Source organism: Paenarthrobacter sp. NEAU-H11, from assembly GCF_050573415.1.
Classification (GTDB): domain Bacteria; phylum Actinomycetota; class Actinomycetes; order Actinomycetales; family Micrococcaceae; genus Arthrobacter.
The window spans coordinates 235,080-256,808 of the sequence record NZ_JBNZGA010000004.1; the positions used below are offsets into that span (position 1 = coordinate 235,080).

The 21,729-nt window shown below is 67.0% G+C and carries 21 protein-coding genes; 10 read left to right on the plus strand and 11 right to left on the minus strand.

Going from position 1 to position 21,729, the window contains the following annotated elements:
- Positions 1–73: 73 nt before the first annotated feature.
- Entirely contained in the window at positions 74–721 is a 648-nt protein-coding gene (locus ACQ3DC_RS07530; protein WP_430751938.1) for a GNAT family N-acetyltransferase, read from the minus strand.
- A 43-nt stretch (positions 722–764) separates the two neighbouring features.
- The gene (locus ACQ3DC_RS07535; protein WP_157238727.1) at positions 765–1,559 is read right to left on the minus strand and encodes a hypothetical protein; all 795 of its coding nucleotides are present in this window, start codon (positions 1,557–1,559) and stop codon (positions 765–767) included.
- Positions 1,560–1,618: 59 nt separating this feature from the next.
- Between ACQ3DC_RS07535 and ACQ3DC_RS07540 the strand changes: the two genes are divergently transcribed.
- Positions 1,619–2,173 (plus strand): prepilin peptidase, encoded by a 555-nt coding sequence (locus ACQ3DC_RS07540; RefSeq protein ID WP_430751939.1) that lies wholly within the window; start codon positions 1,619–1,621, stop codon positions 2,171–2,173.
- 72 nt (positions 2,174–2,245) lie between these two features.
- Entirely contained in the window at positions 2,246–2,716 is a 471-nt protein-coding gene (locus ACQ3DC_RS07545; RefSeq protein WP_430751940.1) for an NUDIX hydrolase, read from the plus strand.
- A gap of 156 nt (positions 2,717–2,872) precedes the next feature.
- On the opposite strand, the gene ACQ3DC_RS07550 is transcribed toward ACQ3DC_RS07545, so the two are convergent.
- The 3 genes from ACQ3DC_RS07550 to ACQ3DC_RS07560 form a co-directional block, all read right to left on the minus strand.
- Positions 2,873–4,300, minus strand: a complete 1,428-nt coding sequence (locus tag ACQ3DC_RS07550; protein ID WP_091418460.1) for a class II fumarate hydratase — start codon at positions 4,298–4,300, stop codon at positions 2,873–2,875.
- 87 nt (positions 4,301–4,387) lie between these two features.
- Positions 4,388–5,002, minus strand: coding sequence for a carbonic anhydrase (locus tag ACQ3DC_RS07555; RefSeq protein ID WP_321215736.1), 615 nt, complete (start codon positions 5,000–5,002; stop codon positions 4,388–4,390).
- Between the two features lie 9 nt (positions 5,003–5,011).
- Entirely contained in the window at positions 5,012–5,719 is a 708-nt protein-coding gene (locus ACQ3DC_RS07560) for a DUF4245 domain-containing protein (protein WP_197432394.1), read from the minus strand.
- Between the two features lie 198 nt (positions 5,720–5,917).
- Here ACQ3DC_RS07560 and glpX point away from each other — a divergent pair, with 198 nt between their 5' ends.
- On the plus strand, positions 5,918–6,940 hold the full coding sequence (gene glpX, locus ACQ3DC_RS07565; RefSeq protein ID WP_157242613.1) for a class II fructose-bisphosphatase: 1,023 nt from the start codon (positions 5,918–5,920) through the stop codon (positions 6,938–6,940).
- Between the two features lie 86 nt (positions 6,941–7,026).
- A complete protein-coding gene (locus ACQ3DC_RS07570; RefSeq protein ID WP_321215737.1) occupies positions 7,027–8,082 on the plus strand; it encodes a lipid II:glycine glycyltransferase FemX in 1,056 nt (351 codons plus the stop codon).
- A 90-nt stretch (positions 8,083–8,172) separates the two neighbouring features.
- Here the strand turns inward: ACQ3DC_RS07570 and manA are convergent, their stop codons facing one another.
- Genes manA through ACQ3DC_RS07590 form a run of 4 tightly spaced genes read right to left on the minus strand, consistent with a single transcriptional unit; the run spans position 8,173 to position 12,839 of the window.
- Complete coding sequence (gene manA, locus ACQ3DC_RS07575) at positions 8,173–9,423, minus strand: mannose-6-phosphate isomerase, class I (protein ID WP_430751941.1); 1,251 nt, start codon at positions 9,421–9,423, stop codon at positions 8,173–8,175.
- A gap of 29 nt (positions 9,424–9,452) precedes the next feature.
- Positions 9,453–11,099 carry an LCP family protein gene (locus tag ACQ3DC_RS07580; RefSeq protein WP_430751942.1) on the minus strand — a complete coding sequence of 549 codons (1,647 nt, stop codon included), beginning with the start codon at positions 11,097–11,099 and terminating at the stop codon, positions 9,453–9,455.
- Between the two features lie 10 nt (positions 11,100–11,109).
- Positions 11,110–11,694, minus strand: coding sequence for a 5-(carboxyamino)imidazole ribonucleotide mutase (gene purE / locus ACQ3DC_RS07585; RefSeq protein ID WP_157238722.1), 585 nt, complete (start codon positions 11,692–11,694; stop codon positions 11,110–11,112).
- Positions 11,691–12,839 (minus strand): 5-(carboxyamino)imidazole ribonucleotide synthase, encoded by a 1,149-nt coding sequence (locus ACQ3DC_RS07590; RefSeq protein ID WP_157242612.1) that lies wholly within the window; start codon positions 12,837–12,839, stop codon positions 11,691–11,693. The genes purE and ACQ3DC_RS07590 overlap by 4 nt, the downstream gene beginning before the upstream one ends.
- Positions 12,840–13,059: 220 nt before the next feature.
- Between ACQ3DC_RS07590 and ACQ3DC_RS07595 the strand changes: the two genes are divergently transcribed.
- Entirely contained in the window at positions 13,060–13,638 is a 579-nt protein-coding gene (locus tag ACQ3DC_RS07595; RefSeq protein WP_157238721.1) for a GtrA family protein, read from the plus strand.
- A gap of 13 nt (positions 13,639–13,651) precedes the next feature.
- Here ACQ3DC_RS07595 and ACQ3DC_RS07600 read toward each other — a convergent pair whose 3' ends face one another.
- On the minus strand, positions 13,652–14,350 hold the full coding sequence (locus ACQ3DC_RS07600) for a TIGR03089 family protein (RefSeq protein ID WP_157238720.1): 699 nt from the start codon (positions 14,348–14,350) through the stop codon (positions 13,652–13,654).
- Positions 14,351–14,756: 406 nt separating this feature from the next.
- On the opposite strand from ACQ3DC_RS07600, the gene ACQ3DC_RS07605 reads away from it, so the two are divergent.
- Genes ACQ3DC_RS07605 through ACQ3DC_RS07615 form a run of 3 tightly spaced genes read left to right on the plus strand, consistent with a single transcriptional unit; the run spans position 14,757 to position 20,369 of the window.
- On the plus strand, positions 14,757–15,290 hold the full coding sequence (locus tag ACQ3DC_RS07605; RefSeq protein WP_157238719.1) for a WhiB family transcriptional regulator: 534 nt from the start codon (positions 14,757–14,759) through the stop codon (positions 15,288–15,290).
- 29 nt (positions 15,291–15,319) lie between these two features.
- The gene (locus ACQ3DC_RS07610; protein WP_430751943.1) at positions 15,320–18,688 is read left to right on the plus strand and encodes a glycosyltransferase family 2 protein; all 3,369 of its coding nucleotides are present in this window, start codon (positions 15,320–15,322) and stop codon (positions 18,686–18,688) included.
- Positions 18,681–20,369 carry a DUF5719 family protein gene (locus ACQ3DC_RS07615; RefSeq protein WP_157238718.1) on the plus strand — a complete coding sequence of 563 codons (1,689 nt, stop codon included), beginning with the start codon at positions 18,681–18,683 and terminating at the stop codon, positions 20,367–20,369. Before ACQ3DC_RS07610 ends, ACQ3DC_RS07615 begins: the two co-directional genes overlap by 8 nt.
- A 27-nt stretch (positions 20,370–20,396) precedes the next feature.
- Here ACQ3DC_RS07615 and ACQ3DC_RS07620 read toward each other — a convergent pair whose 3' ends face one another.
- Positions 20,397–20,909, minus strand: coding sequence for a metallopeptidase family protein (locus ACQ3DC_RS07620; RefSeq protein WP_157238717.1), 513 nt, complete (start codon positions 20,907–20,909; stop codon positions 20,397–20,399).
- Positions 20,910–21,028: 119 nt separating this feature from the next.
- Between ACQ3DC_RS07620 and ACQ3DC_RS07625 the strand changes: the two genes are divergently transcribed.
- Together ACQ3DC_RS07625 and ACQ3DC_RS07630 are read left to right on the plus strand one after the other, a co-directional pair.
- Positions 21,029–21,418 (plus strand): DUF3499 domain-containing protein, encoded by a 390-nt coding sequence (locus ACQ3DC_RS07625; RefSeq protein WP_321215743.1) that lies wholly within the window; start codon positions 21,029–21,031, stop codon positions 21,416–21,418.
- 78 nt (positions 21,419–21,496) lie between these two features.
- Positions 21,497–21,724, plus strand: coding sequence for a Trm112 family protein (locus ACQ3DC_RS07630; RefSeq protein WP_104997233.1), 228 nt, complete (start codon positions 21,497–21,499; stop codon positions 21,722–21,724).
- Positions 21,725–21,729 lie beyond the last annotated feature (5 nt).

Consider the following 21,729-nt stretch of genomic DNA (forward strand, 5'->3'; position numbering starts at 1 on the left):
CCCTGCGTGCTGGCTCCTCCGTCGCCTCTGACGCACGCTGCCGGAAGGCGCACCCGGGCACCAAGTCCCGGCACTAGCTGATGTTCAGGAAGTTCGCTGCCGGTTCGTGGCCCTCTACCTTGACGGTCCAGTCGGGGCGCTTGAAGGAGTCCGGGGTGAGGCGGACGTGCTGGACTGTTTCGACTTGCGTGCCCCAGGCCTTTCTGGTGATGCCGTTGAGCTCGTAGCCGAGGGAGCGGGAGACGCCGAGGGAGGCTTCGTTCCAGCTGGCGGCCTCGGACTCCGCTACTTCTGCGCCCAGCCAGTCAAACGCGTAAAGGGCGACGGCGGCACGCATCTCCTTGCCAAATCCGCGGCCCTGCACTGACTGCTTGAGCCACGATCCAGTGCTGACCGTCTTGAGGGTGGCGAAGTCCTTGGCCCCGACGTCCTGGCAGCCGATGAACTCACCCCCGTGCCAGATGCCCAGCAGGAGGGTCCACGACTCGGGGGTGCACTCCGCGCGGCAGCGCCAGTACCAGCGGGCCATGTTCGGTCCAAGCTCTTCGGCCGGAAGCTCGGTCCATGGAGTGCTGAACGGGTTTCTGTCGCGGGCATGAATCCCGCTCTGCGCCGCTGCAACTGCCGCCGGAATCTCATGGTCCTGGATGGGGCGCAGCTCCAGCCGGGGCGTTGCCAGCGTGAGATCGAAGAGCGGCCACACGGTGTTCAGCGTCGTCATCCGCGAAGCCTAGCCGATGAGCCCGCATTGCGGCCTGTCACAGTCAGGCGGGGACATCCCAGCTGATGTGGCGCCGGACGTCCGTAAGGTTCATGGACTCGGCCAGGAACAGGTCGTCCAGCATGTACTCATCTACGGCGAGGATCCGCAGCCAGTGCCCGTACTGGTCCGTGTCGGATTCAAGGGAGCGGCTGGAAACACACACACCCGTTCCCAGGTCCACCCGGATCCGGCTGCGGCCCGGCAGGCACAGGGGAGCGGCAGGATCCACGGGATGGTAGGCGGCGGTGGGGGAGACGACGGCCTCGAGCGCGGGCCGGCCCTCATGCTCCCTACGGTGGATGTCGTGGAGTTCCATGGCGTTACTGCCCGGGAACTCGAGGGGCACAGGGGCGTTGCCTGCGAGTTCCACCGGGTCCAGGGCGGCGGAGAAGCGTCCGTTGCCGAAGCCCGGCTCGCCGTAGGCTGCTTCCGGGCGGCGCCGCACCAGCCCCAGGTCGTCGTAGACGGGCGTCACCAGATGGGGCGGGAGGAGCCAGGATCTCCGGGTGGAGCTGGTGTAAAGGCCGTCCTTTGAATCGTTGATTCCCGTGGTGCTGTGGAGGACCAGTCCCTCAGGGCTTTCGAGGCGGAGTGCCCCGGGCCGGCGCAGCCAGGCGCGGACAAGCGGAGCAGCAGGACTGGGGGCCTCTGCAAACGGCTCGTCCCAGTATTCAAAGCGCAGCGACTGCCACTTCCAGGGAGAGGACCGACACAGGTCCCGGAACATGGCCGCGAGGTCCGTCGAGGCAGCACCACTGTCCGGATCCGGCCGGTGCCGGGATTCCCACGTCGCCATATCCACAGTTTACGCGCGGCCAGTACTGCCACGGAGCGGAAATCCAGTAGCATCCGAGGGTGATCCAACGACTGGGCGAACTGTGGCAGCACACCCCGCTGGCCTTCTGGCTGGTGCTGGCTGCCTGCGCCTACTTCGCGGTGATGGCCGTGCGGCTCACAGTGATTGACGTCCGCCACCACCTCCTGCCAAACCGGATTGTCTTCCCGTCCTACGCCGTTGCCGGTGTGCTCCTCCTCGCGGCGTCGGCCTTTCCCGGAACCGGCGACGGCGGGGCCCCGGATTCTCCCGGATCTCCCGCAGGCATCCTGGCCCTTCCGGTGCTCCGGGTAGTGGCCGGAGCCGTCATCCTGTGGCTCTTCTACTTCATTCTCCGGGCGGCCTACCCACCCGGAATGGGATTTGGCGATGTGAAACTCGCAGGAGTCCTGGGTATGTACCTCGGCTACCTTGGCTGGGGCCACCTGTTTGCCGGTACCTTCCTGGCCTTCCTGCTGGGCGGCGTGTGGTCCATCGTGCTCCTGGCCGCGCGCAGGGGGACATTGAAATCCTCCATCCCGTTCGGGCCGTTTATGCTCGCAGGAACTGCTGCGGCCATGCTGCTTCCGGCCTGACCCTCGGCAGCAAGGGGCCCGGGGACAGCTTCCAGCGGGCAAAGGGGGCAGACACTTCGGTAGGCTGGCGGGATGGCAGCGCCTGACTACGTCCTGAAGCTCCGTAAGAAAATCGGCAATGATCCCCTGTGGGTTCCCGGGGTCCGCGGCGTGGTGGTGGACGCGCTGGGACGTGTCCTGCTCGCACAGCGGGCGGACAACAAACAATGGGCCCTGGTCAGCGGGATGCTGGAGCCCGGGGAGCAGCCGGCCCGCGGCCTGGTGCGGGAGATTTTCGAGGAAACGGCAGTGGTGGCCGAACCCGAGCGGGTGGTCTCCGTCGGGGCCGTTGGTCCCTTTACCTACCCGAACGGAGACGTGTGCGAGTTCCTGGATGTGGTGTTCCTCTGCCGCTACGTTTCCGGAACCGCCCGGGTGAATGACGACGAATCCCTGGCCGTCGGGTGGTTCGGCATTAATGAACTGCCTGAACTCATGGCCGGCCACCTCACCAGCATCCACCGTGCCCTGGCTCCGGCGGAAGCCGCCCACTTCGAACCCTGAGCCCTCCCGGGCGTTCATGCGACGGCCGCCCGCCTTCGCGGGAAATCCCGGCGCTCGCAGCTGACCTTAAAGACGCCGGCCGCCCGCCTTCGCTGGGAAGGTGGGCGGCCGCCGTCGTGCTTGCCCCCGCCAGGCGGACCTGGCAGGGAAGGGGACCTAGGCCTTGTGGGCCGGAGCCGTCATGGTGGTGACATCCAGTGCCTTGTCCAGATCGGCTTCGGACACCTTGCCCTCGCCGTCCCCGACGAAGCCCAGCTTCTCGGTTGCCTGGCGCACGGTAAGGCCCTCAGCCACGGCCGTCTTGGCGATCTTGGCCGCGTTCTCGTAGCCGATGTACTTGTTCAGCGGGGTCACGATGGACGGTGAGGCCTCGGCCAGGAAGCGGGCGCGCTCCACGTTCGCGGTGATGCCGTCAATCATCTTGTCCGCCATGACGCGGCTGGTGTTGGCGAGCAGGCGGATGGATTCCAGCAGGTTGGACGCCATGACCGGGATGCCGACGTTAAGCTCGAACGCGCCGTTGGTGCCGGACCAGGCGATGGCGGTGTCGTTGCCGATGACCTGTGCCGCCACCATGATGGATGCCTCGCAGATGACCGGGTTGACCTTGCCCGGCATGATCGAGGAACCCGGCTGCAGGTCCGGGATGGCGATTTCGCCAAGGCCCGTGTTGGGGCCCGAGCCCATCCAGCGGAGATCGTTGTTGATCTTCATGAACGAGATCGCGATGTTGCGCAGCTGGCTGGACGCCTCGATCAGGCCGTCGCGGTTGGCCTGGGCCTCGAAGTGGTCGCGGGCCTCCGTCAGGGGAAGCCCCGTGTCGGTTGCCAGCAGTTCGATGACGCGCTCCGGGAAGCCCGCCGGGGTGTTGATGCCGGTGCCCACGGCCGTGCCGCCGAGCGGAACCTCAGCGACGCGGGGGAGCGAGGCGTTGATCCGCTCGATGCCGTAGCGGACCTGCGCGGCGTAGCCGCCGAACTCCTGGCCCAGCATCACCGGGGTGGCGTCCATCAGGTGGGTGCGGCCGGACTTGACGACGTCCTTGAACTCGACAGCCTTCCGCTCCAGGGACTCGGCAAGGTAGCCGAGGGCCGGAATGAGGTCGTTGATCAGGGCCGAGGTGGCGGCGACATGGACCGATGTGGGGAAGACGTCGTTGGAGGACTGTGAGGCGTTGACGTGGTCGTTCGGGTGGACAACCTTGTCACTGCCGGCGGCCTTGAGGGCGCGCGAGGCGAGCTCGGCGATGACCTCGTTGGTGTTCATGTTCGAGGACGTGCCGGAGCCCGTCTGGAAGACGTCGATGGGGAAGTCGCCGTCATACTTGCCGGCGGCCACCTCATCGGCTGCATCTGCGATCGCCTTGGCCAGCTCGCCGTCGAGCACACCCAGTTCAGCGTTGGCCTGGGCGGCAGCCTTCTTGACCCGGGCCAGTGCTTCAATGTGCGCACGTTCCAGGGTCTTGCCGGAAATGGGGAAGTTCTCCACTGCCCGCTGCGTCTGCGCGCGGTACAGTGCGTTCACGGGGACGCGGACTTCGCCCATCGTGTCATGTTCAATGCGGAACTCTTCAGTGGAAGTCATGGGGCTAGCTTAGGACGCACGGGCGCCGCATCGAAAACCGTGAACTGCTTGCTACAGGCCCACCGCCGCGGCAGTTTTGGGAAGCTCCTAGTGCTCGCCGATTCCGGAAACCAGGTTGGCGCGGCCTTCGGCCAGGCTGTACGAGAGGCCGATGACCGCGGTCTTGCCCGAGCCGATTGCGTCGGAAATCACACGGGAGCTGTCCACGAGGCGCTGCGATGTCTGCTTGACGTGTTCCACCACCATGTCATTGACTTCGGTTTCGTCATTGCGCAGGGAGGTGAGGACCGACGGCGTAATCCGTTCCACCAGGTCCCGGATGAAACCTGTCGGCATCTCTCCGGTTTCCACCGCGGACTTCGTGGCGCTGACGGCCCCGCAGCTGTCGTGCCCCAGGATCACGATCAAGGGCACCCCCAGCACTGCCACGCTGTATTCCAGCGAGCCCAGGACGGCGTCGTCAATGACCTGGCCGGCCGTCCTGACGACAAAGACGTCGCCGAGACCCACATCGAAGATGATCTCTGCGGCGAGCCGCGAGTCGGAGCAACCGAAGATGACGGCGAAGGGGTGCTGGTTCTCCACGAGGGACGACCGCCGTGACGCATCCTGGTTGGGGTGCGAGGTCTCACCGTTAACGAATCGTTCATTGCCTTCGCGCAGACGGCGCCAGGCGAGTGCAGGAGTCAGATAGGTAGCCACGCGCCTACCTTACGGTGCGGCAGGCGCGGAGGGTGAAACTGTGACAGCCGGGTTGCTTTCCAGGGACCTGACGACGGCGTCCGCCAGCACGGCGATCTCGTCCAGCTGGGCCTCCCCGGACAGGACAACGGTGGTGCCGCGGTAGTCCAGCACCAGGGACTTTTCGCCCTTGCCGGTGTCCCGAAGCTGCCAGTCCTGCCCGCCGGCGTTCCGGGAGCCGGTGACAGGCGCGTTCCTGGTTTGCTGAAGTAGCCAGGTGGGGTTGGCGCTCCTGGTCTGGACCAGGCTGATGAAGGACTCCCTGGGCGTCAGGTAGCCCACTTCCCAGGTGGGGACACCGCTGCCGGTTCCGGCTTCCCACCGGGCGTAGTTCGGCCGGAAAGTATTGCCGGTGTCCGGGGCCACGGGTGTGAATCCCGCCACATCCGTGGCGTTGCGTGCGGTGGCTCCCACATCGATGTTCGGACGGTAGCCCTCGCTTTTGGGGAGCGGATTCATGAGGATGATGGGCAGGAACGCGGCGATGCTCACCACCAGGGCGATGACCATTCCAATCACCGAGGCGTTGGCGCGCTTGGCGGCTGCCGCCGGAATGACGGGCTTGACCTGCCCCTGTCCTGCCGTGGCGCCGGACACGCTGCTGCCTCCGGATCCGTGCGGCTCGGGACTGGGGGTGGTCTTTTCCTGCATGTCATTCACCCCTCTATAGTCGCCCATGGCGGCAGTCAACTTCCATTTGGCCTCCGCGGGCTCCCTGGCACGGCCTCCTGGCACATTGCGGTGTTGCGTCATCCGCCGCTCCGAAGGCGGTGCCGCGACTATGATCGATATCAGAGGAATCACCGCCCTGCTGCACCGGCGGGGTGGGTTCAATGATCGCCACTCGAAGAAGAGGTTCACGTGTCACCAGCGTCCATGACCCAGAAGTACTCCACGCTCTCCCCGTCCCTGGCGGTGGGCAATGATGAGCCGGACCGGAACCTTGCCCTCGAGCTCGTCCGCGTCACCGAAGCAGCCGCAATCGCCGGCGGTCACTGGGTTGGCTTCGGCGACAAGAACAAGGCTGACGGTGCCGCCGTTGACGCCATGCGCTCCTTCCTGCAGACCGTCCACTTCAACGGTGTCGTGGTCATCGGTGAAGGCGAAAAAGACGAAGCTCCCATGCTCTTCAACGGCGAACGCGTCGGCGACGGTACGGGGCCCGAATGCGATGTGGCAGTTGACCCCATCGATGGAACCAGGCTGACCGCGCTGGGCATCAACAACGCCCTCGCCGTCCTGGCAGTGGCAGAGCGCGGCTCCATGTTCGACCCCTCCGCCGTGTTCTACATGGAGAAGCTCGTCACTGGCCCGGAAGCCGCTGACATGGTGGACCTCCGCCTCCCGGTCAAGCAGAACCTCCACCTGATCGCGAAGGCCAAGGGCGTCAAGGTCAACCAGCTCAACGTCATGATCCTCGACCGTGACCGCCACAAGCCGCTGGTGGAGGAAATCCGGCAGGCAGGCGCGCGCACCAAGTTCATCATGGACGGCGACGTGGCAGGCGCCATCGCGGCCGCCCGCTCGGGCACCGGCGTCGACGCACTGATGGGCATCGGCGGGACCCCGGAGGGCATCGTGGCCGCCTGCGCCATCAAGTCCCTCGGCGGTGTCATCCAGGGCCGCCTGTGGCCCACCAGCGACGAAGAGAAGCAGAAGGCCATCGACGCCGGCCACGACCTCGAGCGGGTCCTGTCCACCAACGACCTCGTCTCCAGTGACAACTGCTACTTTGCCGCCACCGGCATCACCGACGGCGACCTCCTCAAGGGTGTCCGCTACTCCAAGGACAGGGTCCTCACCCAGTCCATCGTCATGCGTTCCAAGTCCGGCACCATCCGCTTCGTTGACGGCGAGCACCGGGCTGACAAGTGGGAAGGCTACGCCCGCAAGAGCTGACCCCGGCCGCGTTGTGATCCCAGGCCCCCGGAGCGCACCGCGTTCCGGGGGCCTGGCGTTTAAGCCGTTGGTATAGGGTTGAAGCCATGATTCCTGCTGTTGTGCCCTGTACTGACCGCGCCCTCTGGGACGACCACGTTGACCGGTTTCAGGGACATCCCCAACAGCTCTGGGGGTGGGGCGAGACCAAGGCCATGCACGGCTGGTCCGTGGACCGTGTGCTCATCAATGACGGCGGGAACACCATTGGCTGCGCCCAGCTGCTGGTCCGGCGCCTTCCCCTTCCGTTCCGTGCGCTGGTGTACATTCCCCGTGGCCCCATGTGCGCACCGGAGAATGCGCAGGCGGTCCTCAACAGCCTGGCCCGCCATGCCGCCGTCCGCCACCGGGGAGTGGCCCTGAGCATCGAACCGGACTGGGACCAGGATTCAGTTTTCGCCGGTGCAGTGGCGGCCGCCGGGTTCCGGTCATCCAGCAATACGGTGCTCATCCCGCGGACCCTGATCCTTGACCTCACCAGGACCGATGACGAGCTCATGGCGGACATGTCCAAGTCCACCCGGGCCAACATCCGCAAGGCCATGCGCAGCGACGTTGAGTTCCGCAAAGTGAAGAACGACGCCGAACTTGAGCAGGTACTGGCCGTCTACCACGAGACCGCGGACCGGGCCGGTTTCGGGATCCACGAGGACCAGTACTACCGGGACATCTTCAAGAACATGGCGGACGGCTCGCCGATCATCGGGGCGTTCGACGGCGAGCAGCTGCTGGCGTTTGTCTGGCTCGCCAGGAGCGGCGCCACCGCCTTCGAGCTCTACGGCGGCGTGTCCGGCGAGGGGCAGAAGCAGCGCGTCAACTACGGCGTGAAATGGGCGGCGCTGCAGGCGATGCGCGAGGACGGATGCTCCCGCTACGACTTCAACGGGCTGCTCAACGACGGCATCTCCGACTTCAAGAAGCAGTTCGCCAAGCACGAGAACATGCTGCTGGGCACCTGGGAAAAACCGCTTTCGCCGTTCTACCCGGCCTATGCCCAGGCCATGCCACTGGCGCGGCGCGGGCTGCAGACCGGCCGGCGGCTGCTGAAGGCTGCTGCCGGCAGGGTCCGGCCCGTACTCAAGAAGCTGCGCCCGGGCAGCTAGCCCCGGCAGGCAAAGGGCGACGGCGGCACCCGGGCGGGTGCCGCCGTCGCCCATTGCCCATGCCGCCAGTAAGCCGCGGGGCGCAGCCTGCTAAAGGCCCGTGGTCACGGCGAAAGCAAGCGCAGGTTCCGTGCTCCCTGCCACCGGGTGAACGTTGACCGGAGCCTCGGCTGCGGCCAGGAAGGCGCTGCCGCCCCGGGAGAGCTCCAGGTCGCCCTTGGGCGAATCCAGGTAGATGTTGCCGGCCACAACAATGACCACGGCCGCGCCGGACTGTGCCAGCGGTACCGGTCCCGCGCCGGGTGAGAGCTCGATGCGCTGGAGCTGGAATTCCTCGAACGGCGGGCGGAACAGTTCCTGGTCCAGGACCGTCCTTTCGGCCGCGAGCCTGGGCACGGCCACTGGCTGGAAGTCGACAGTCCGCAGGAGTTCGGGCACATCCACGAACTTGGGGGTGAGGCCGCCGCGCAGGACATTGTCGGAGGATGCCATGACCTCCACGCCCAGGCCGTGCAGGTAGGCATGGACGTTTCCGGCGGGGAGGTATACCGCCTCACCCGGTGCCAGCGAAATGCGGTTCAGCAGCAGGGAGATCAGGACCCCGGGATCGCCGGGGTACTTTTCGTTCAGGCTGATCACTGTGTTGAGTTCGGCCTCGTAGGGGGCAAGGGGCGCTCCGGAGAGGAGCGCAGCGACCACCAGCGCAGTAGCATCAGCCACGGGCTGGCCGCCGCTGATCAGGCGCTCGAAGGCCTTCCGCAGGCCCGTGCTTTCATCGGGGGACTGGAGGTCCGCAAGCAGCCCATTGACCAGCGCGGGAGCCCCGCCCTCCACGGAGTCGAAGGCGGCCGCAACATGCTGCAGGATGTCCGCGGTCCGGGCTGCCGGACGGAAACCGCACAGCGCCTCAAACGGCGTCAGGGCGAGAATCATCTCCGGCTTGTGGTTGTCGTCGCGGTAGTTCCGGTTGGGTGCATCCGGAGCCAGGCCCGCTGCGTTTTCCCGCGCAAACCCCGCCCGTGCCTGCTCCAGGCTCGGATGGACCTGCAGGGACAGTGGCTGGGCTGCCGCCAGGATCTTGGCCAGGAACGGCAGCCGCGGACCAAAGCGGGCCACGGAGTCCGCGCCAAGGAAATGCTCCGGATCGCGCGAGATCAGGGCGTCCAGGCCCGTAGTCGCCGAACCGTCCTCGGGAACGCGGGCAACCGACGGGGAATCGGGGTGCGCGCCGATCCACAGTTCCGCTTCGGGGCCGCCGGATTCCGGGCGTCCCAGGAGGGCGGCGATGGCCGTCGTCGAACCCCAGGCGTAATCCCGGAGGACGTTGTCAATCTGGTACAAAACCGTTCCGTTCCTTGGTGGGTTGGCCGCTAGAGCGGGGCGCACTGGCCGTTGGTGGCCACGAGCTGGCGGATGGTTTCTTCATCGCCATTGCGCTTGAGCTGGTTCAGCATCTCTTCGGTGATCGGCTCGCCGTCGGGGGTTGTGGTCACCGGGGTGAAGTCCGACGGCGTGGGCTGCTGCGGGGCGCGGCCGCCGGCCGGCAGGGCGGCGGGGGAGGCCCCGGCCGCCTGGATGTGCCCGGCGCCCGTCTTCGGGACGGCCATGGCGTCGTCGGGAATTCCTGCCGACTGGGCGCCCTTGGCGGAGGCCGACGCCAGCAACTGGTCCACGCGCTGGTGGATCTGGTCGAAGTCCGGGACGGTGGAGAAGGAGGCGTCGAAGTCCGGGGGGCCGATCGTAAGCCGCTTGACGTCCTGGCCCTTCGCCTTGATCGCGAGGTCCAGGAAGCTGCCAAGCTGGGAGGAGGAAATGTTGGATTCCACAACCTGGGTGCCCGCGTTGGCGATGTCTTCGAACTTGGCCAGCAGCGTGGCCGGGTCCAGTTGCTTCAGCATGGCCTGCTGGACGCATTGCTGGCGCTGGATGCGGGCGTAGTCATCCACATACTCGCGTGACCGTCCGTACCAGAGCGCCTGGTTGCCGTCGAGTGTCTGCTCTCCGGCCGGGATCCACCCGAGGGGCATGCCGTGGGTTTGGCTGTAATCGTCGAAGTAGCCGCTCATGGGTACCCAGCCGCCGGCCTTGATCTTGATGCCGCCCATGGCGTCGATGAGCGTGGCAAAGCCCTCCATGTCCACCAGGACATAGGCCTGGATTGTCATTCCCAGCGTTCCGGAGACGGCTTCCATGGTTGCCTGCGCGCCTGGATCGGCCACCCCCGGGTAAAGGTCCGCATGCTGGTTGGTGACTTCGGTGTTAATGGCATTGATCAGGCATTCGTCGCCGCAGTTGTAGCCGTCGGGATAGATCTCCCGCATCGGCGAGTCTTTGCTGAACTGCGCGTTCTGGAAGTTGCGGGGGACGGAAATGATGGCGGTCTGGCCGGTTTCGGCGTCAACGCTCAGCACGGAGAGGCTGTCCGGACGCCGTCCGGTACGGTCCTCACCGGCGTCGCCGCCCATCATCAGGAAGTTGTAGCGCCCGTCCACGGGGTCGATAGCGGGCCCGGCAGAAAAAATGTTGCCGATCGCGTTACGGCCCACATTGAGGAGGTAGGCGGCGTAGCCGAGCGACCCGCTCCCGAGGACCAGGGCCAGTACCAGGGCAAACCCGACGGCGGGCCGTACCGAGGGCTCCAGCAGTACGGGGCGGATCAGCCGCAGGGTGTTGATGAACAGTGCCGCCCAGCCGACGGCCAGCGCTACCAGCAGGATCACGATCGCCAGGGAGGCGAAGGGGTTGGTGATGATGTTGATCAGGAGGGGCCGGTTGAGGAGCAGCAGGAGCAGGGTGAGCGCCAGCACTGCCCAGACGGAGAGCGTTACGGCCAGTGCGGCGCGGCCCAGCCTGCGGTCGCCGGCCACAATCTGGGCACTGCCCGGGACCAGGAGAGTCAGGAGGACAAGCACGAAGGCCCGCTTGGTGCGGACGTGCGGAGAGGCGCTGACCGGGTACCGGACGGGGTCTGTCATTGCGCCGCCGGGAGCGGAGTCATGCAGCTTGCTGCTGGACATACGCGCCGCCCTAGCGGCTGCCCCGCAGGGCGCCGTTGCCTTCGGCGAAGACTTCGCTGACCTTTTGCCGCAGGTTCGCACCCTTGCGGGTTGCGACGGCGTTGAGGTCCGCGGCGAAATCAAGGAGGTCTGCGCGAAGCGATGCGGCAAGCTCGTCCGTGCCGGCTGCCAGTATCCGCACCGCCAGGAGTCCCGCGTTGCGTGCCCCGGCGATTGAAACGGTAGCCACCGGAACGCCGGCCGGCATCTGGACGATGGACAGGAGTGAGTCCATGCCGTCCAGGGTTTTCAGGGGGACAGGCACGCCGATGACCGGAAGCGGCGTAACGCTGGCCAGCATGCCCGGCAGGTGGGCCGCGCCCCCGGCGCCGGCAATGATGACCCTCAGGCCCCGCTCATGGGCCGTCTGCCCGTAGCGGATCATTTCCGTAGGCATGCGGTGGGCTGACACGACGTCGGCTTCGAACGGAATGCCGAACTCCGCCAGCGCGTCCGCGGCGGCTTCCATGACAGGCCAGTCCGAGTCGGAGCCCATGACCAGGCCTACCAGGGGCGCTGTCTCCGAAGCGGTGGCTGGTGTGGCTTGGGCGCTCATGCGTTCTCCTCGAAAGTGCTTGGCGTTTCCTCCGCCGCCACCCGCCCGTCGCGGATGATGTTGGCCACCATGGTGGCACGGCGGCGAACGGACTCGACGTCCGCGGTTGATGAACCCACCAGGTTCACGTGGCCGATCTTGCGGCCGGGCCGGACGGACTTGCCGTAGCAATGCACCTTCGCGGCAGGTTCGCTGGCAAGCGCCAGCGGGAAGGCGGAATACAGGTCCTGGTTCTCGCCGCCCAGGAAGTTCTTCATCACCACAACCGGTGCAAGGACATCGGTGGCGCCAAGGGGAAGGTTCAGTACCGCCCGGAGGTGCTGCTCGAACTGGCTGGTCACCGAGCCGTCCTGCGTCCAGTGGCCGGTGTTATGGGGGCGCATGGCGAGTTCGTTGATCAGGAACCCTGCCCCGGAGCCCGGCGTCTCGAAGAGTTCAACGGCCAGCACGCCCGTCACTCCCAGCTCGCCGGCAATCCGCAGTGCGGCGTCTTCCGCTGCCGCGGCAACCTCCACGGGGATATCCAGCGCGGGCGCTATGACCTCGTCACACACGCCGTCCACCTGGATGGTGTGCACCACGGGCCATGCCCGGGCCTCGCCGTCGGGCGTCCGTGCCACCAACGCAGACAGTTCCCGCGTGAACTCGACTTTGGCCTCGGCGAGGAGGGGGCTCATGGCGTCAAACCATTCCTCTGTGTCCGCAGCCTCTTCCGCCGAGCCCACCATGCGGACACCCTTGCCGTCGTAGCCGCCGCGCGGCATCTTCAGCACAACCGGCCAGCCGGTTTGTTCCCCGAAGCTGACGAGGCCGGCCACATCCTTCACGGCGGCCCAGGCAGGATTGGGAAGTTCCAGACGGTCGATGGCTGCACGCATTACCAGCTTGTCCTGGGCGTTGACGAGCGCGTCGGGTCCGGGCTGGATATTGACGCCGGCATCCTGCAGGGCACGAAGGTGGGCCGTTGGGACGTGCTCATGGTCAAAGGTCATGACGTCCAGGCCTTCTGCGAAGTCCAGGAGGGTCTGCAGGTCCTTGTAGTCACCCACGGGCGAGGACGGCACCGCCGAGACAGCGGAGACATCGTCACCTTCGGCAAGGACGCGTAGTTCAAAGCCAAGTGCGGTTGCGGCCGGGGCCATCATGCGGGCAAGCTGGCCGCCGCCCACCACGCCTATTACTGGAAAAGTCACATTGCCAGCCTACCGAAGACCGCCCGGTATCCCACGTTTCCGGTCCGCGGCGGGCAGGAGTGTTTCGGCCGCCGAAGGCCCCGGCGCAGGTTGGGGAGGCTGCCACGCAGGTTTGGGGGCTAAAATAGGCGTCTGGCCCGATGGCCCACATTTCAGACAGCCATGGAGGGCCATGTTTACCGCACTTGCAGACCGTATCCGGGGGCTCGCGTCCCTTTTTTGGCGTGAAGTAGCCAAATTCGGAGCTGTTGGCGGCGTTGCGTTCGTCATCGACAACGGCCTGACCTACTACCTCATGCACGGCCCCATGACCGACAGCGAGGCCAAGGCAAGGTTTGTCGGCGCCTCGGTGGCCACGGTGTTCTCCTGGATTGCCAACCGGCTCTGGACCTTCCGGCACCGTCGGCAGGCCAACGTGCTCCGGGAATTCCTGATGTTCGTCCTCATCAACGGGATCGGCATCGGCATCTCCACCGGCTTCACGGCGCTCGCCAAGTACGGTATGGGCGTGACGGACAAGAACATGCTGTTCTTCGCTGGAATAGTAGGCATCCTGGTAGCCACTGTTGTCCGCTTCTTCGCCTACCGGTTCCTGGTGTTCAACCAGGAACTGGACCAGGAGCCGGAGTTTTCCCACGACCACGAGCTCATCGAGCTGCACCACCACGCCAAGGAGCACGACCGCCGCACCACGGAGCACGCCGTCGCCGTCGAGCGGGAAACCTCGGCCGAAGGCCAGGGCAAGGCTTAGCCGGCCCGGCAGCTCAGCTGCCGTGGATGCGTTCCGCTGCGAGCAGTTTGTCCGTCAGCTGCACGTCCGGGTGGGTTACCACCACCGAGCCGTCGCGCCGCCAGGCGCCGAGGGCGTTTGACAGGGCAGCCTCGAGGCCGTTCCCGGCAGGGATGTGCAGCCGCACGCCCTCTTCATGGGGTGCCGCGAAGCCGTCGAGCAGGTCCCGGTGAAGGTGGCGCCGGCCGTCGCTGGCCACGATCGCGCAGCCTGAAGGATCAGCTTCGGCGTGGGCCATGAACACGTCGCCGTGGGAGCGGACTTCCGCCGCGTAGTCGATATAGCCAGTGCCCAGCTCACCCGGCCAGCGCATGGCCAGCGCAGGCAGCGCGACGGCGATGACGGCGTCGTACCTTCCCTCGACTGTTCCCGGATCGGCGGTGACCAGGTAATCCGCCGAGCTGCCGTCAAGGACCGTCTGCATCCCGAGCTGCCAGGCGGCAAGTGCCCAGACCATCGACTTCCAGTGCGCCGGCAGTTCCAGGCCGAGCCGCATGCCGGGGGCGGCGTCCAGTTCGTCCTGAAGCAGGTTGCTGGTCTTGGCAACCCAGTTGTCCAGCACCCGGCCGGATAACTCGACGCGCTCGTCGCCGGGGCCGTACCAGGTGAGGCGCGGGGCGGTGGAGTTGCCTGAACGAAGGGTTGCCATGAGGTCGGCTGCCGGGTTGGTCATGGCTACATCCTGCCACCGGCGAAGGTCTTTGGACCACGGTTTGCCGGCCTCCGCCGGCGCAGCGCACAAGGGCCCGTCCCGTAACACGGCGTGAGATATCTCACACCAGATGCTCAGCGTGCTTGCTATTTCTTGGGATTGCGGCTATTTTCCGGCAAACGGCGGTGAATTTGAGGGTTCAGGGCCGTCGGTTCGGGCTGCCGGACTTCTGCACCGCGCGGTCGTAATAAATTACCGGGCGTGGCGTACGCCTTATTCGTGATCCAGAGTGATTATTATCCGGCAGCGGCTTGACTCGCCCAAGTTACACACGTGTAATTAGATAACTAAAGGCAACTGCGTAAATGCCGGCACACAACCGAGTGCCACGTATCCAGGCAGGGGCTGCAACATCAGGAGGGTCGCCATGGGGCAAGCAGAGCGTATCCAGGAAGATGCCGTCGTGGCCGGCCAGGCAACGGCAAAATACCGCGCGCGGGGGGTGCCGAGCGACTGGTACGTTGACCCGGCCGACCCCCATGCCGCCGAGCGGTACAACAGGAACGCCGGGGGCGCCCTTGAGGACCAGGCCACTGCCTTCCTCGCCGCGCACGAGGCCCTGCTGGACGGCGGCGCCGAGCCGGAGGATGAACTCGACCCTCCCATGGAGCTTGCCGCAGGAGGCGCCACCCAGCCCGTATGGATCGGACTGCCTTTCCAGCAGGATTTCGACGACGAGGGCGAGCTGGGCTGGCAAACAGACGCGTTGTGCGCCCAAACTGACCCCGAGGCATTCTTCCCTGAAAAAGGCGGCTCCACCCGCGACGCAAAAAAGGTTTGCGGGGCCTGCAACGTGCGTTCGCAATGCCTGGAGTACGCGTTGGCGAACGACGAACGGTTTGGCATTTGGGGAGGCCTTTCCGAGCGCGAGCGCCGGCGGCTTAGGAAGCGAGCAATCTAATTCACCAGGATGTCCATGTCACTGCCGTTGTGGTCGCCCACAACGGCAGTGCCTATCTGCCCAGAACCCTCGCAGCCCTAGCGGACCAGACCCGGCCCGTGGACTACGCCATTGGCGTCGACACCGGCTCCCGGGATGATTCCAAGGCCCTTCTCCAGCAGGCCCTGGGCACGGCCCACGTCGTCAGCCAGCAGCGGGGTAAAGGCGGCATGGGGGCGGCGGTGCTGGCCGGCCTGGCTGAACTGGCGCCATGGCGCGGAAGCGATGCAGGCGGCAAGGCCGAGTGGATCTGGCTGCTTCATGACGATGCAGCACCCGCACCGCAGGCCCTCGCCGAGCTGCTCAGCGCCGTCGAACGCGCGCCTTCCGTCACCGTAGCCGGCTGCAAGCAGCTGGACTGGGACGCCGGACGCAAGTTGATCGACGTCGGCCTGTCCACCAGCCGGTGGGCCGAACGGCTCACCCTGATCGACGCAGACGAACTGGACCAGGGACAGTACGACGGACGCAGTGACACCTTTGCGGTCAATTCCGCCGGAATGCTGGTTCGCCGCGACATCTGGGAGCAGCTGGGCGGTTTCGATCCCGCCCTGCCCGGCAGCGGCGATGACGTCGACTTCTGCTGGCGCAACCGGCTGGCAGGGCACCGCGTTGTGGTGGTGCCCGCGGCCAGGATGTTCCACGTCGCGCACCGGCCGCACGCGCTGGGCAACGCCGCAGCCGCCCGGAAAGCCCAGGTCCATCTGCGCCTGAAACACTCGCCGCTGTGGATGGTACCCGTCCATGGAACAGGGGCCCTCCTGGGCAGCCTGTTCAAGCTGGTGCTCAGCATTCTGGTAAAAGACCCCGGCCACGGCTTGTCCCAGCTGGTTGCTACCTGCGCCGCCCTCGGCAGGCCGCGCGCCGTGGCCAAGGCCCGACGCAGCGCCCGCCAAACCCGCCGGATCCGCAGGTCGGTGATCCGCAAGCTCCAAACGCCCAGACGCGAGGTCTGGAGCCACCGCCGGTCCCTGATGGAGGCGCTCGGCTCGGACAATTCACCTGCCGATGACCTCGAGCAGGATCCACTGGCGCACCAACCCACGGGGGATGCGTCGGACGACTTCGCGGCCCTTGCCACCTCAAAACGCGGTTGGGTGGGCAACGGCGCCCTGGCCACCGTCATCATCGCATCCGTCGCGTCGATGCTGGCCCTTACGGGACTTTTCCGTGCCGACGCCGTAACCGGTGGCGCCCTCATTCCCGTTTCCGGCGAGCTCGGCGATCTGTGGCACCACGCCTCAAGCTGGTGGATCACGCTCGGCGCAGGATTGCCCGGGCGGGGAGACCCCTTTGGATACGTCCTGTGGATCCTGGGCGTACTCGGCGGGGGCGACGCCAACCCTGCCATCGCCTGGCTGCTGCTGCTCGCAACTCCGCTGTCCGGGCTGACGGCGTGGTTCGCTGCGGGAGGCCTGACAGTCCGGCGCCGCCTGCGGCTGGCCGCAGCGGTCTTTTGGGCTGCCGCCCCTGCCCTCCAGGTGGCGCTTAACCAGGGCCGGGCCGGCGCACTGGTTGCCCACATCATGCTTCCCTTGCTGGTCCTTGCGCTGCTGCGGGCCACCGGCTCTGCAATAGGGCACGGCCGCTTCACACTGCCTGCCCCTGCCGACGGCCGCCTCGGCGACAGGCCGCCGGCCCGGCCCGGCATCAACGGCACGCCGTCCTGGACCGCTGCCGCGGCCGCGGGCCTTACATTGGCCGTTGTTGCCGCGTCGGCACCGTCGCTCCTGGCTCCGGCCGCCGTGGTCATCGTGCTCTGCGGCCTCCTGCTCGGCCGCCGCGGGCGCACGGTCTGGTGGGCCCTGCTGCCCGCCGCGGCCCTTTTCATTCCCTTCGGCATCTCCGTGCTCGACAGGCCGAGGGCGTTGCTGGCGGATCCCGGCCCGCCGCTGGCCTTTGACGCTGCACCTTTGTGGCAGCAGCTGCTGGGACAGCCGCTGCAGTTTGATCCGCAGGGCGGCCTTGAGGGGCTTCCCCACTTCACCGGCGGCCCATTCCCCTGGGCCTTGCTGCTGGCGCTCCTGGGGGCGGTCCCGGTGCTCGCCCTGGCCGTTGCCGGGCTGCTGGTCCCCGGACACCGCGCCAGGACAGTGAGGTGTTTCTGGGTGGCCGGCATCATTGCCTTGGCAGGCGGCTGGCTGGCAGGCCACGTGGCCACCGGACTGAGCGCGGAAACGATGGTGACCCCCTTCACCGGGCCGGCCGTCTCAGCCGCGGCCTTCGCACTCCTGGCCGCAGGCATCCTGGGTGCCGAACAACTCCTGGCCATGACCGACAAAGCTGTGGCCAGCAGCACCACCAAGCACAGGACTGCCCTGCGGTCAGTTGCTGCCGTCAGCATGGTCCTCCTGCTGGCCGGCCCCTTGGCGGGAATGGCGGCCTGGTCCGCCCAGAACCTGCTTCGCCCTGCGACTGCCGCCGCGGGGACGGGCCCGGCGGGCGCCGGTGCCACGGCAACGGGCGTTGCCGACGACGCCGACGCGCTCGGAGCTCCCCGCCTGGTGGAGCCTGCCACCCCGCGGACCCTCCCGGCTACCGCGATCGACCGCGGCACGGGGCCGGAGCAGACCCGCACCCTGCTGATCAGTACACGGGACAACGGCACTTTCGATGCGACCCTGATGCGGGGCGCCGGTACCACCTTGGACAGTTTCTCGGCCATTGCGTCCGCACGGAACATCATCGGTGCGCCGGGGGCAGAGTCAGTACGCGAGGATGATGACGTCGCCGCCGCCGTCCGCCGCGTGGTGGCCACCCTTGTTGCAGGCCAGGGCGTGGACCCGCGGAACGACCTCGAGCAGCTCGGCGTCGGGTTCATTGTGCTGCGCTCAGCGGACACCGCGGCGCAACTGACAGCCAGCAGGATGGATGCTGTACCCGGACTTGTGGCGGTAGGCCAGACCGACGTGGGATGGCTCTGGCGGATCACCCCGCTGAACCAGCCGGTACTGCAGGCTGCCGATGTTGCGCACCGGGTGCGGATCGTGGACGCAAGCGGTGCTTCCATCGGCTTGGTTCCCTCCGCCTACACGGACGTCGACGCCCCCGTGGGTGCCGGCCCGGAAGGGCGCCTTGTGGTCCTGGCAGAACGCGCGGATCCGGGCTGGAGCGCCTGGATCGACGGCCGCAGGCTCACGGCAACCACCTCGGGCTGGGCCCAGGCCTTCACGCTCCCTGCCTCCGGAGGACAGTTGACCATCCGCTATGAGAACCCTTGGGCGCTGTGGACGGCCGTAGCGCAGGTCACGGTGATTGGCCTGACGGTCCTGCTCGCCATCCCGATGCCCGCCCGGAGGACACGGACCGGCCTTTCACGGGACGAGGGCTCCCTGCGTAAGGAACACCAGAATGCATGAGCACACTCCGCCCGCTGAAGCGCCGGAAGCCCTGGCCTCCGGCGGGGCGCAAAGCGCAACGGGCGCCGAAAGCACCTCGGACACTGACCATCGTTCGTCCCGGCGGGCTTCAGTACAGGGACGCAAAGCGGCGCTGGCGGGGCTCGCTTCGGCAGCAGTGATCCTCGCCGGAGCAGGGGCAGTGGTAGCGGGTGGATCCCTCCTGCCACAGGCGGATTCCAGCCGTGCGGTGGCCGCCCCGGCAGTAGCTGTTCCCGCCGGGACGAGCCTGGGCGTGTGCCCGGGACCGGCCCGGCTGCTGGAAGGCACCGAGGCAGGAACTGATCCCCAGTTCAGTCCGGTGTCCGCTACGGCCGCCACTTCTGTCACAGCGGCGGTCCTCGGCTCGGCTGGAGTGCTGCCGGCAAGCCGGCTGTCGCAGCTGGACGGGACAACCGCCGTCGAAATTTCCAAGGAGCCCGGCCAGGCTGCTCCTGCCGGTTCGCCCCAGGAACTCCTGGCCGGAGTGGTGGCAGCCCGTCCTGTGGAAAAGGCCAGCGTACTGAGCGCCGACGCCTTGGCAAACCAGAAGGCATCGGCCGCAGCGGTGATGAAGTTCACTGCCACAGACGGGGATCTCCAGGGCACCGCAGCATCCAACTGCCAGCCGCCCTCCAACGACCAGTGGCTTGCAGGGGCGAGCACAACCGTGGGCCGGGCGTCCGTGCTGGTGCTGACAAATGCCTCCACCACGCCGGCGACCGTAAGCCTGGAACTTTTTGGCGCCCAAGGGCAGATCCAGGCGCCTGGCAGCCGCGGCCTGCTTGTCGCTCCGGGCACCTCCCGATCCGTGGTCCTCGCAGGCCTTGCGCCCGGGGAGCCGCAGCTCAGTGTCCACATCCGCAGCGCCGGCGGTCCCGTCGCGGCCGTGATCCAACAGGGCGTACTGCGCGGCCTTACCCCCGGGGGAGTGGACTTCATTGCGCCGGGAGCAGCTCCCGCTGTGCGCCAGGTGATGACGGGCGTGGACATCCAGGACCCCGCCGGGCTGGCCCAGCTGACCGGGAAGCCAGGGTATGGGGATGCCGGCCCGGCACTTCAGCTGACGGTTCCGGGGCCGTCGGACGCAGTGGTGGAGGTCAAGCTCTACGGCCGGGACGGCCAAAAGGCCCTGCCCTCCGGGGGTGTCATTACGGCAAAGGCAGGCGCCGTCACCGAAGTCTCGCTCGCTGGTGTCCCCGCCGGGCAGTACACGGTGGCAGCGTCCTCGGATGTCTCGTTCGTCGCCGCCACGCGGATCACCCGGGGGCTCCAGGAAGACCGGCCGTCGGACGTCGCCTGGGCAGCGTCAGGGGTGAGGCTGGGCAGCCAGCACGTGGTTCCGGTTCCCCAGGGCGGGAGCCGCAGCCTGATCTTCGGCGCCCTGGACGCCAGGGCCACCATCACCTATTCCGCCATCACATCGGACGGCAAAGTCCGGACCCCGTCCACCGCCGATATTGCCGGCGGAACCACGTCTTCCATAGCGGTGCCGGACAAGGTTGAGGACGTCGGCGTCGTGGGCTACGTAGTTTCCGCATCCGGAGATGCCGCGTACGGCGCTGTGCTGGTTCAGCAGGATGGCAGGAACGACGTCTCAACGCTGGCATTCCTGGCGGCCGCCGCCGGCCAGGAAACAGTGCCCGTGACGCTCAGCCACTAGGCCGGCCGCACAGCCGCTGCGGCCGGTTCAGTACCGGCGGCGGTAGACCGGGTCCAGTGTCTCCGGAGCCACTCCGAGCATCTCGGCGGTGTGCTCCACAACGACATCGTGGATCAGGTCCTGGAGCTCTTCCGGGCCGGGGCTCGCCTGTTCCACCACGCGCCGGTACACGGTAATCATGGGTCCTTCCCCGTCCGCAGCGGGAGTATAGGAGCCCATGGGAGCGGGGGAAGTGCTGGCTGCCAGCTGCTCCAGGTCCGGGGGGATCTCGTCCACGCCAAACCGGACCCCGTCCAGCGTCTTGCCCCAGATGTCGTGAAGCCGTTGGGCGGAATCCATCACCATGTCATCAAAGCGGTCCGAGCGGGTCCGGTAGCCGGGATGGGTCGGGAGCACCACTTCCCCGCGGAGCCCGCGCCCGTGGCGGTTGCGCCGGCGCATTGCGAAGCTCTTGCCCGGTGAGCCGGTCCCTGGATCCCTGCGGGCATCCGGATCAGCCAACCGGACCGTGAAACCGGATTTCTGGTTCGATGACTGCATACATTGACTGTAAACCCGGCGGAACATTTACGCGATACATTCTGCCCGGGGCACGGACGCGGCGGCCCCGGGGTAGCAATGCGCCGTTTTGGCCGCGATACGGAGTAGTCTGTGATGTCGTGGGAGCTATCCGTCAGTGTTCAAGATCTGCCTGCCGCCAGTCAGCGGTGGCCACCCTGACGTACGTCTATGCAGACTCCACAGCAGTCCTCGGTCCGCTGGCCACGTACGCCGAGCCGCATTGTTACGATTTGTGCGAGCAGCACGCAGGCTCCCTGACGGTCCCGCGGGGCTGGGAGGTCCTGCGGCTGGCGATGCCGTCGACTCCCCAGCAGCCCGGCCCTGATGACCTGCTCGCCCTTGCGAATGCCGTCCGGGATGCTGCGGCCCTGCCCAACCAGGCGAAGCAGCCGCCGGCGCAGCGCGGCCCCCATTCAGCCCTTGAGGCGCCGGCCGGCGCCGAAGGCACCCGCAGGGGACACTTGCGCGTCCTGCGTGAACCCTCCTGACATCCATGTGGCGGTAGGCTGGAAGCTGCACATCAGTCCGCTACCGGCGCGAGCGCGCCCGCCAGGGAGCACCAATAAATGCCCAAGATCAGTCCCGAACTGCTGTCCGTCCTGCGTTGTCCCGTGACCGGTTCGCCCCTGGTGCAGGAAGGCGAGGAACTGGTTGCCGCCGTCGCTGCGGAATCCGGGGTCAAGCCCCGCTACGCCATCGAGGACGGCATACCGCTGCTCCTGCCCCCGGAGCTGCTCGCTGCAGCCTCCGCGGCAGGATCTGACCAACATGACTCAGCCTCCGGAACGAATTAAGGACC

Coding starts and splice junctions, on each gene's coding strand:
- ACQ3DC_RS07530 (WP_430751938.1), bottom strand. CDS start 721: ATGACGACGCTGAACACCGTGTGGCCGCTCTTCGATCTCACGCTGGCA.
- ACQ3DC_RS07535 (WP_157238727.1), bottom strand. CDS start 1,559: ATGGCGACGTGGGAATCCCGGCACCGGCCGGATCCGGACAGTGGTGCT.
- ACQ3DC_RS07545 (WP_430751940.1), top strand. CDS start 2,246: ATGGCAGCGCCTGACTACGTCCTGAAGCTCCGTAAGAAAATCGGCAAT.
- ACQ3DC_RS07550 (WP_091418460.1), bottom strand. CDS start 4,300: ATGACTTCCACTGAAGAGTTCCGCATTGAACATGACACGATGGGCGAA.
- ACQ3DC_RS07560 (WP_197432394.1), bottom strand. CDS start 5,719: ATGGGCGACTATAGAGGGGTGAATGACATGCAGGAAAAGACCACCCCC.
- glpX (WP_157242613.1), top strand. CDS start 5,918: ATGACCCAGAAGTACTCCACGCTCTCCCCGTCCCTGGCGGTGGGCAAT.
- ACQ3DC_RS07570 (WP_321215737.1), top strand. CDS start 7,027: ATGATTCCTGCTGTTGTGCCCTGTACTGACCGCGCCCTCTGGGACGAC.
- ACQ3DC_RS07580 (WP_430751942.1), bottom strand. CDS start 11,099: ATGTCCAGCAGCAAGCTGCATGACTCCGCTCCCGGCGGCGCAATGACA.
- purE (WP_157238722.1), bottom strand. CDS start 11,694: ATGAGCGCCCAAGCCACACCAGCCACCGCTTCGGAGACAGCGCCCCTG.
- ACQ3DC_RS07590 (WP_157242612.1), bottom strand. CDS start 12,839: ATGATGGCCCCGGCCGCAACCGCACTTGGCTTTGAACTACGCGTCCTT.
- ACQ3DC_RS07595 (WP_157238721.1), top strand. CDS start 13,060: ATGTTTACCGCACTTGCAGACCGTATCCGGGGGCTCGCGTCCCTTTTT.
- ACQ3DC_RS07600 (WP_157238720.1), bottom strand. CDS start 14,350: ATGACCAACCCGGCAGCCGACCTCATGGCAACCCTTCGTTCAGGCAAC.
- ACQ3DC_RS07605 (WP_157238719.1), top strand. CDS start 14,757: ATGGGGCAAGCAGAGCGTATCCAGGAAGATGCCGTCGTGGCCGGCCAG.
- ACQ3DC_RS07615 (WP_157238718.1), top strand. CDS start 18,681: ATGCATGAGCACACTCCGCCCGCTGAAGCGCCGGAAGCCCTGGCCTCC.
- ACQ3DC_RS07620 (WP_157238717.1), bottom strand. CDS start 20,909: ATGCAGTCATCGAACCAGAAATCCGGTTTCACGGTCCGGTTGGCTGAT.
- ACQ3DC_RS07630 (WP_104997233.1), top strand. CDS start 21,497: ATGCCCAAGATCAGTCCCGAACTGCTGTCCGTCCTGCGTTGTCCCGTG.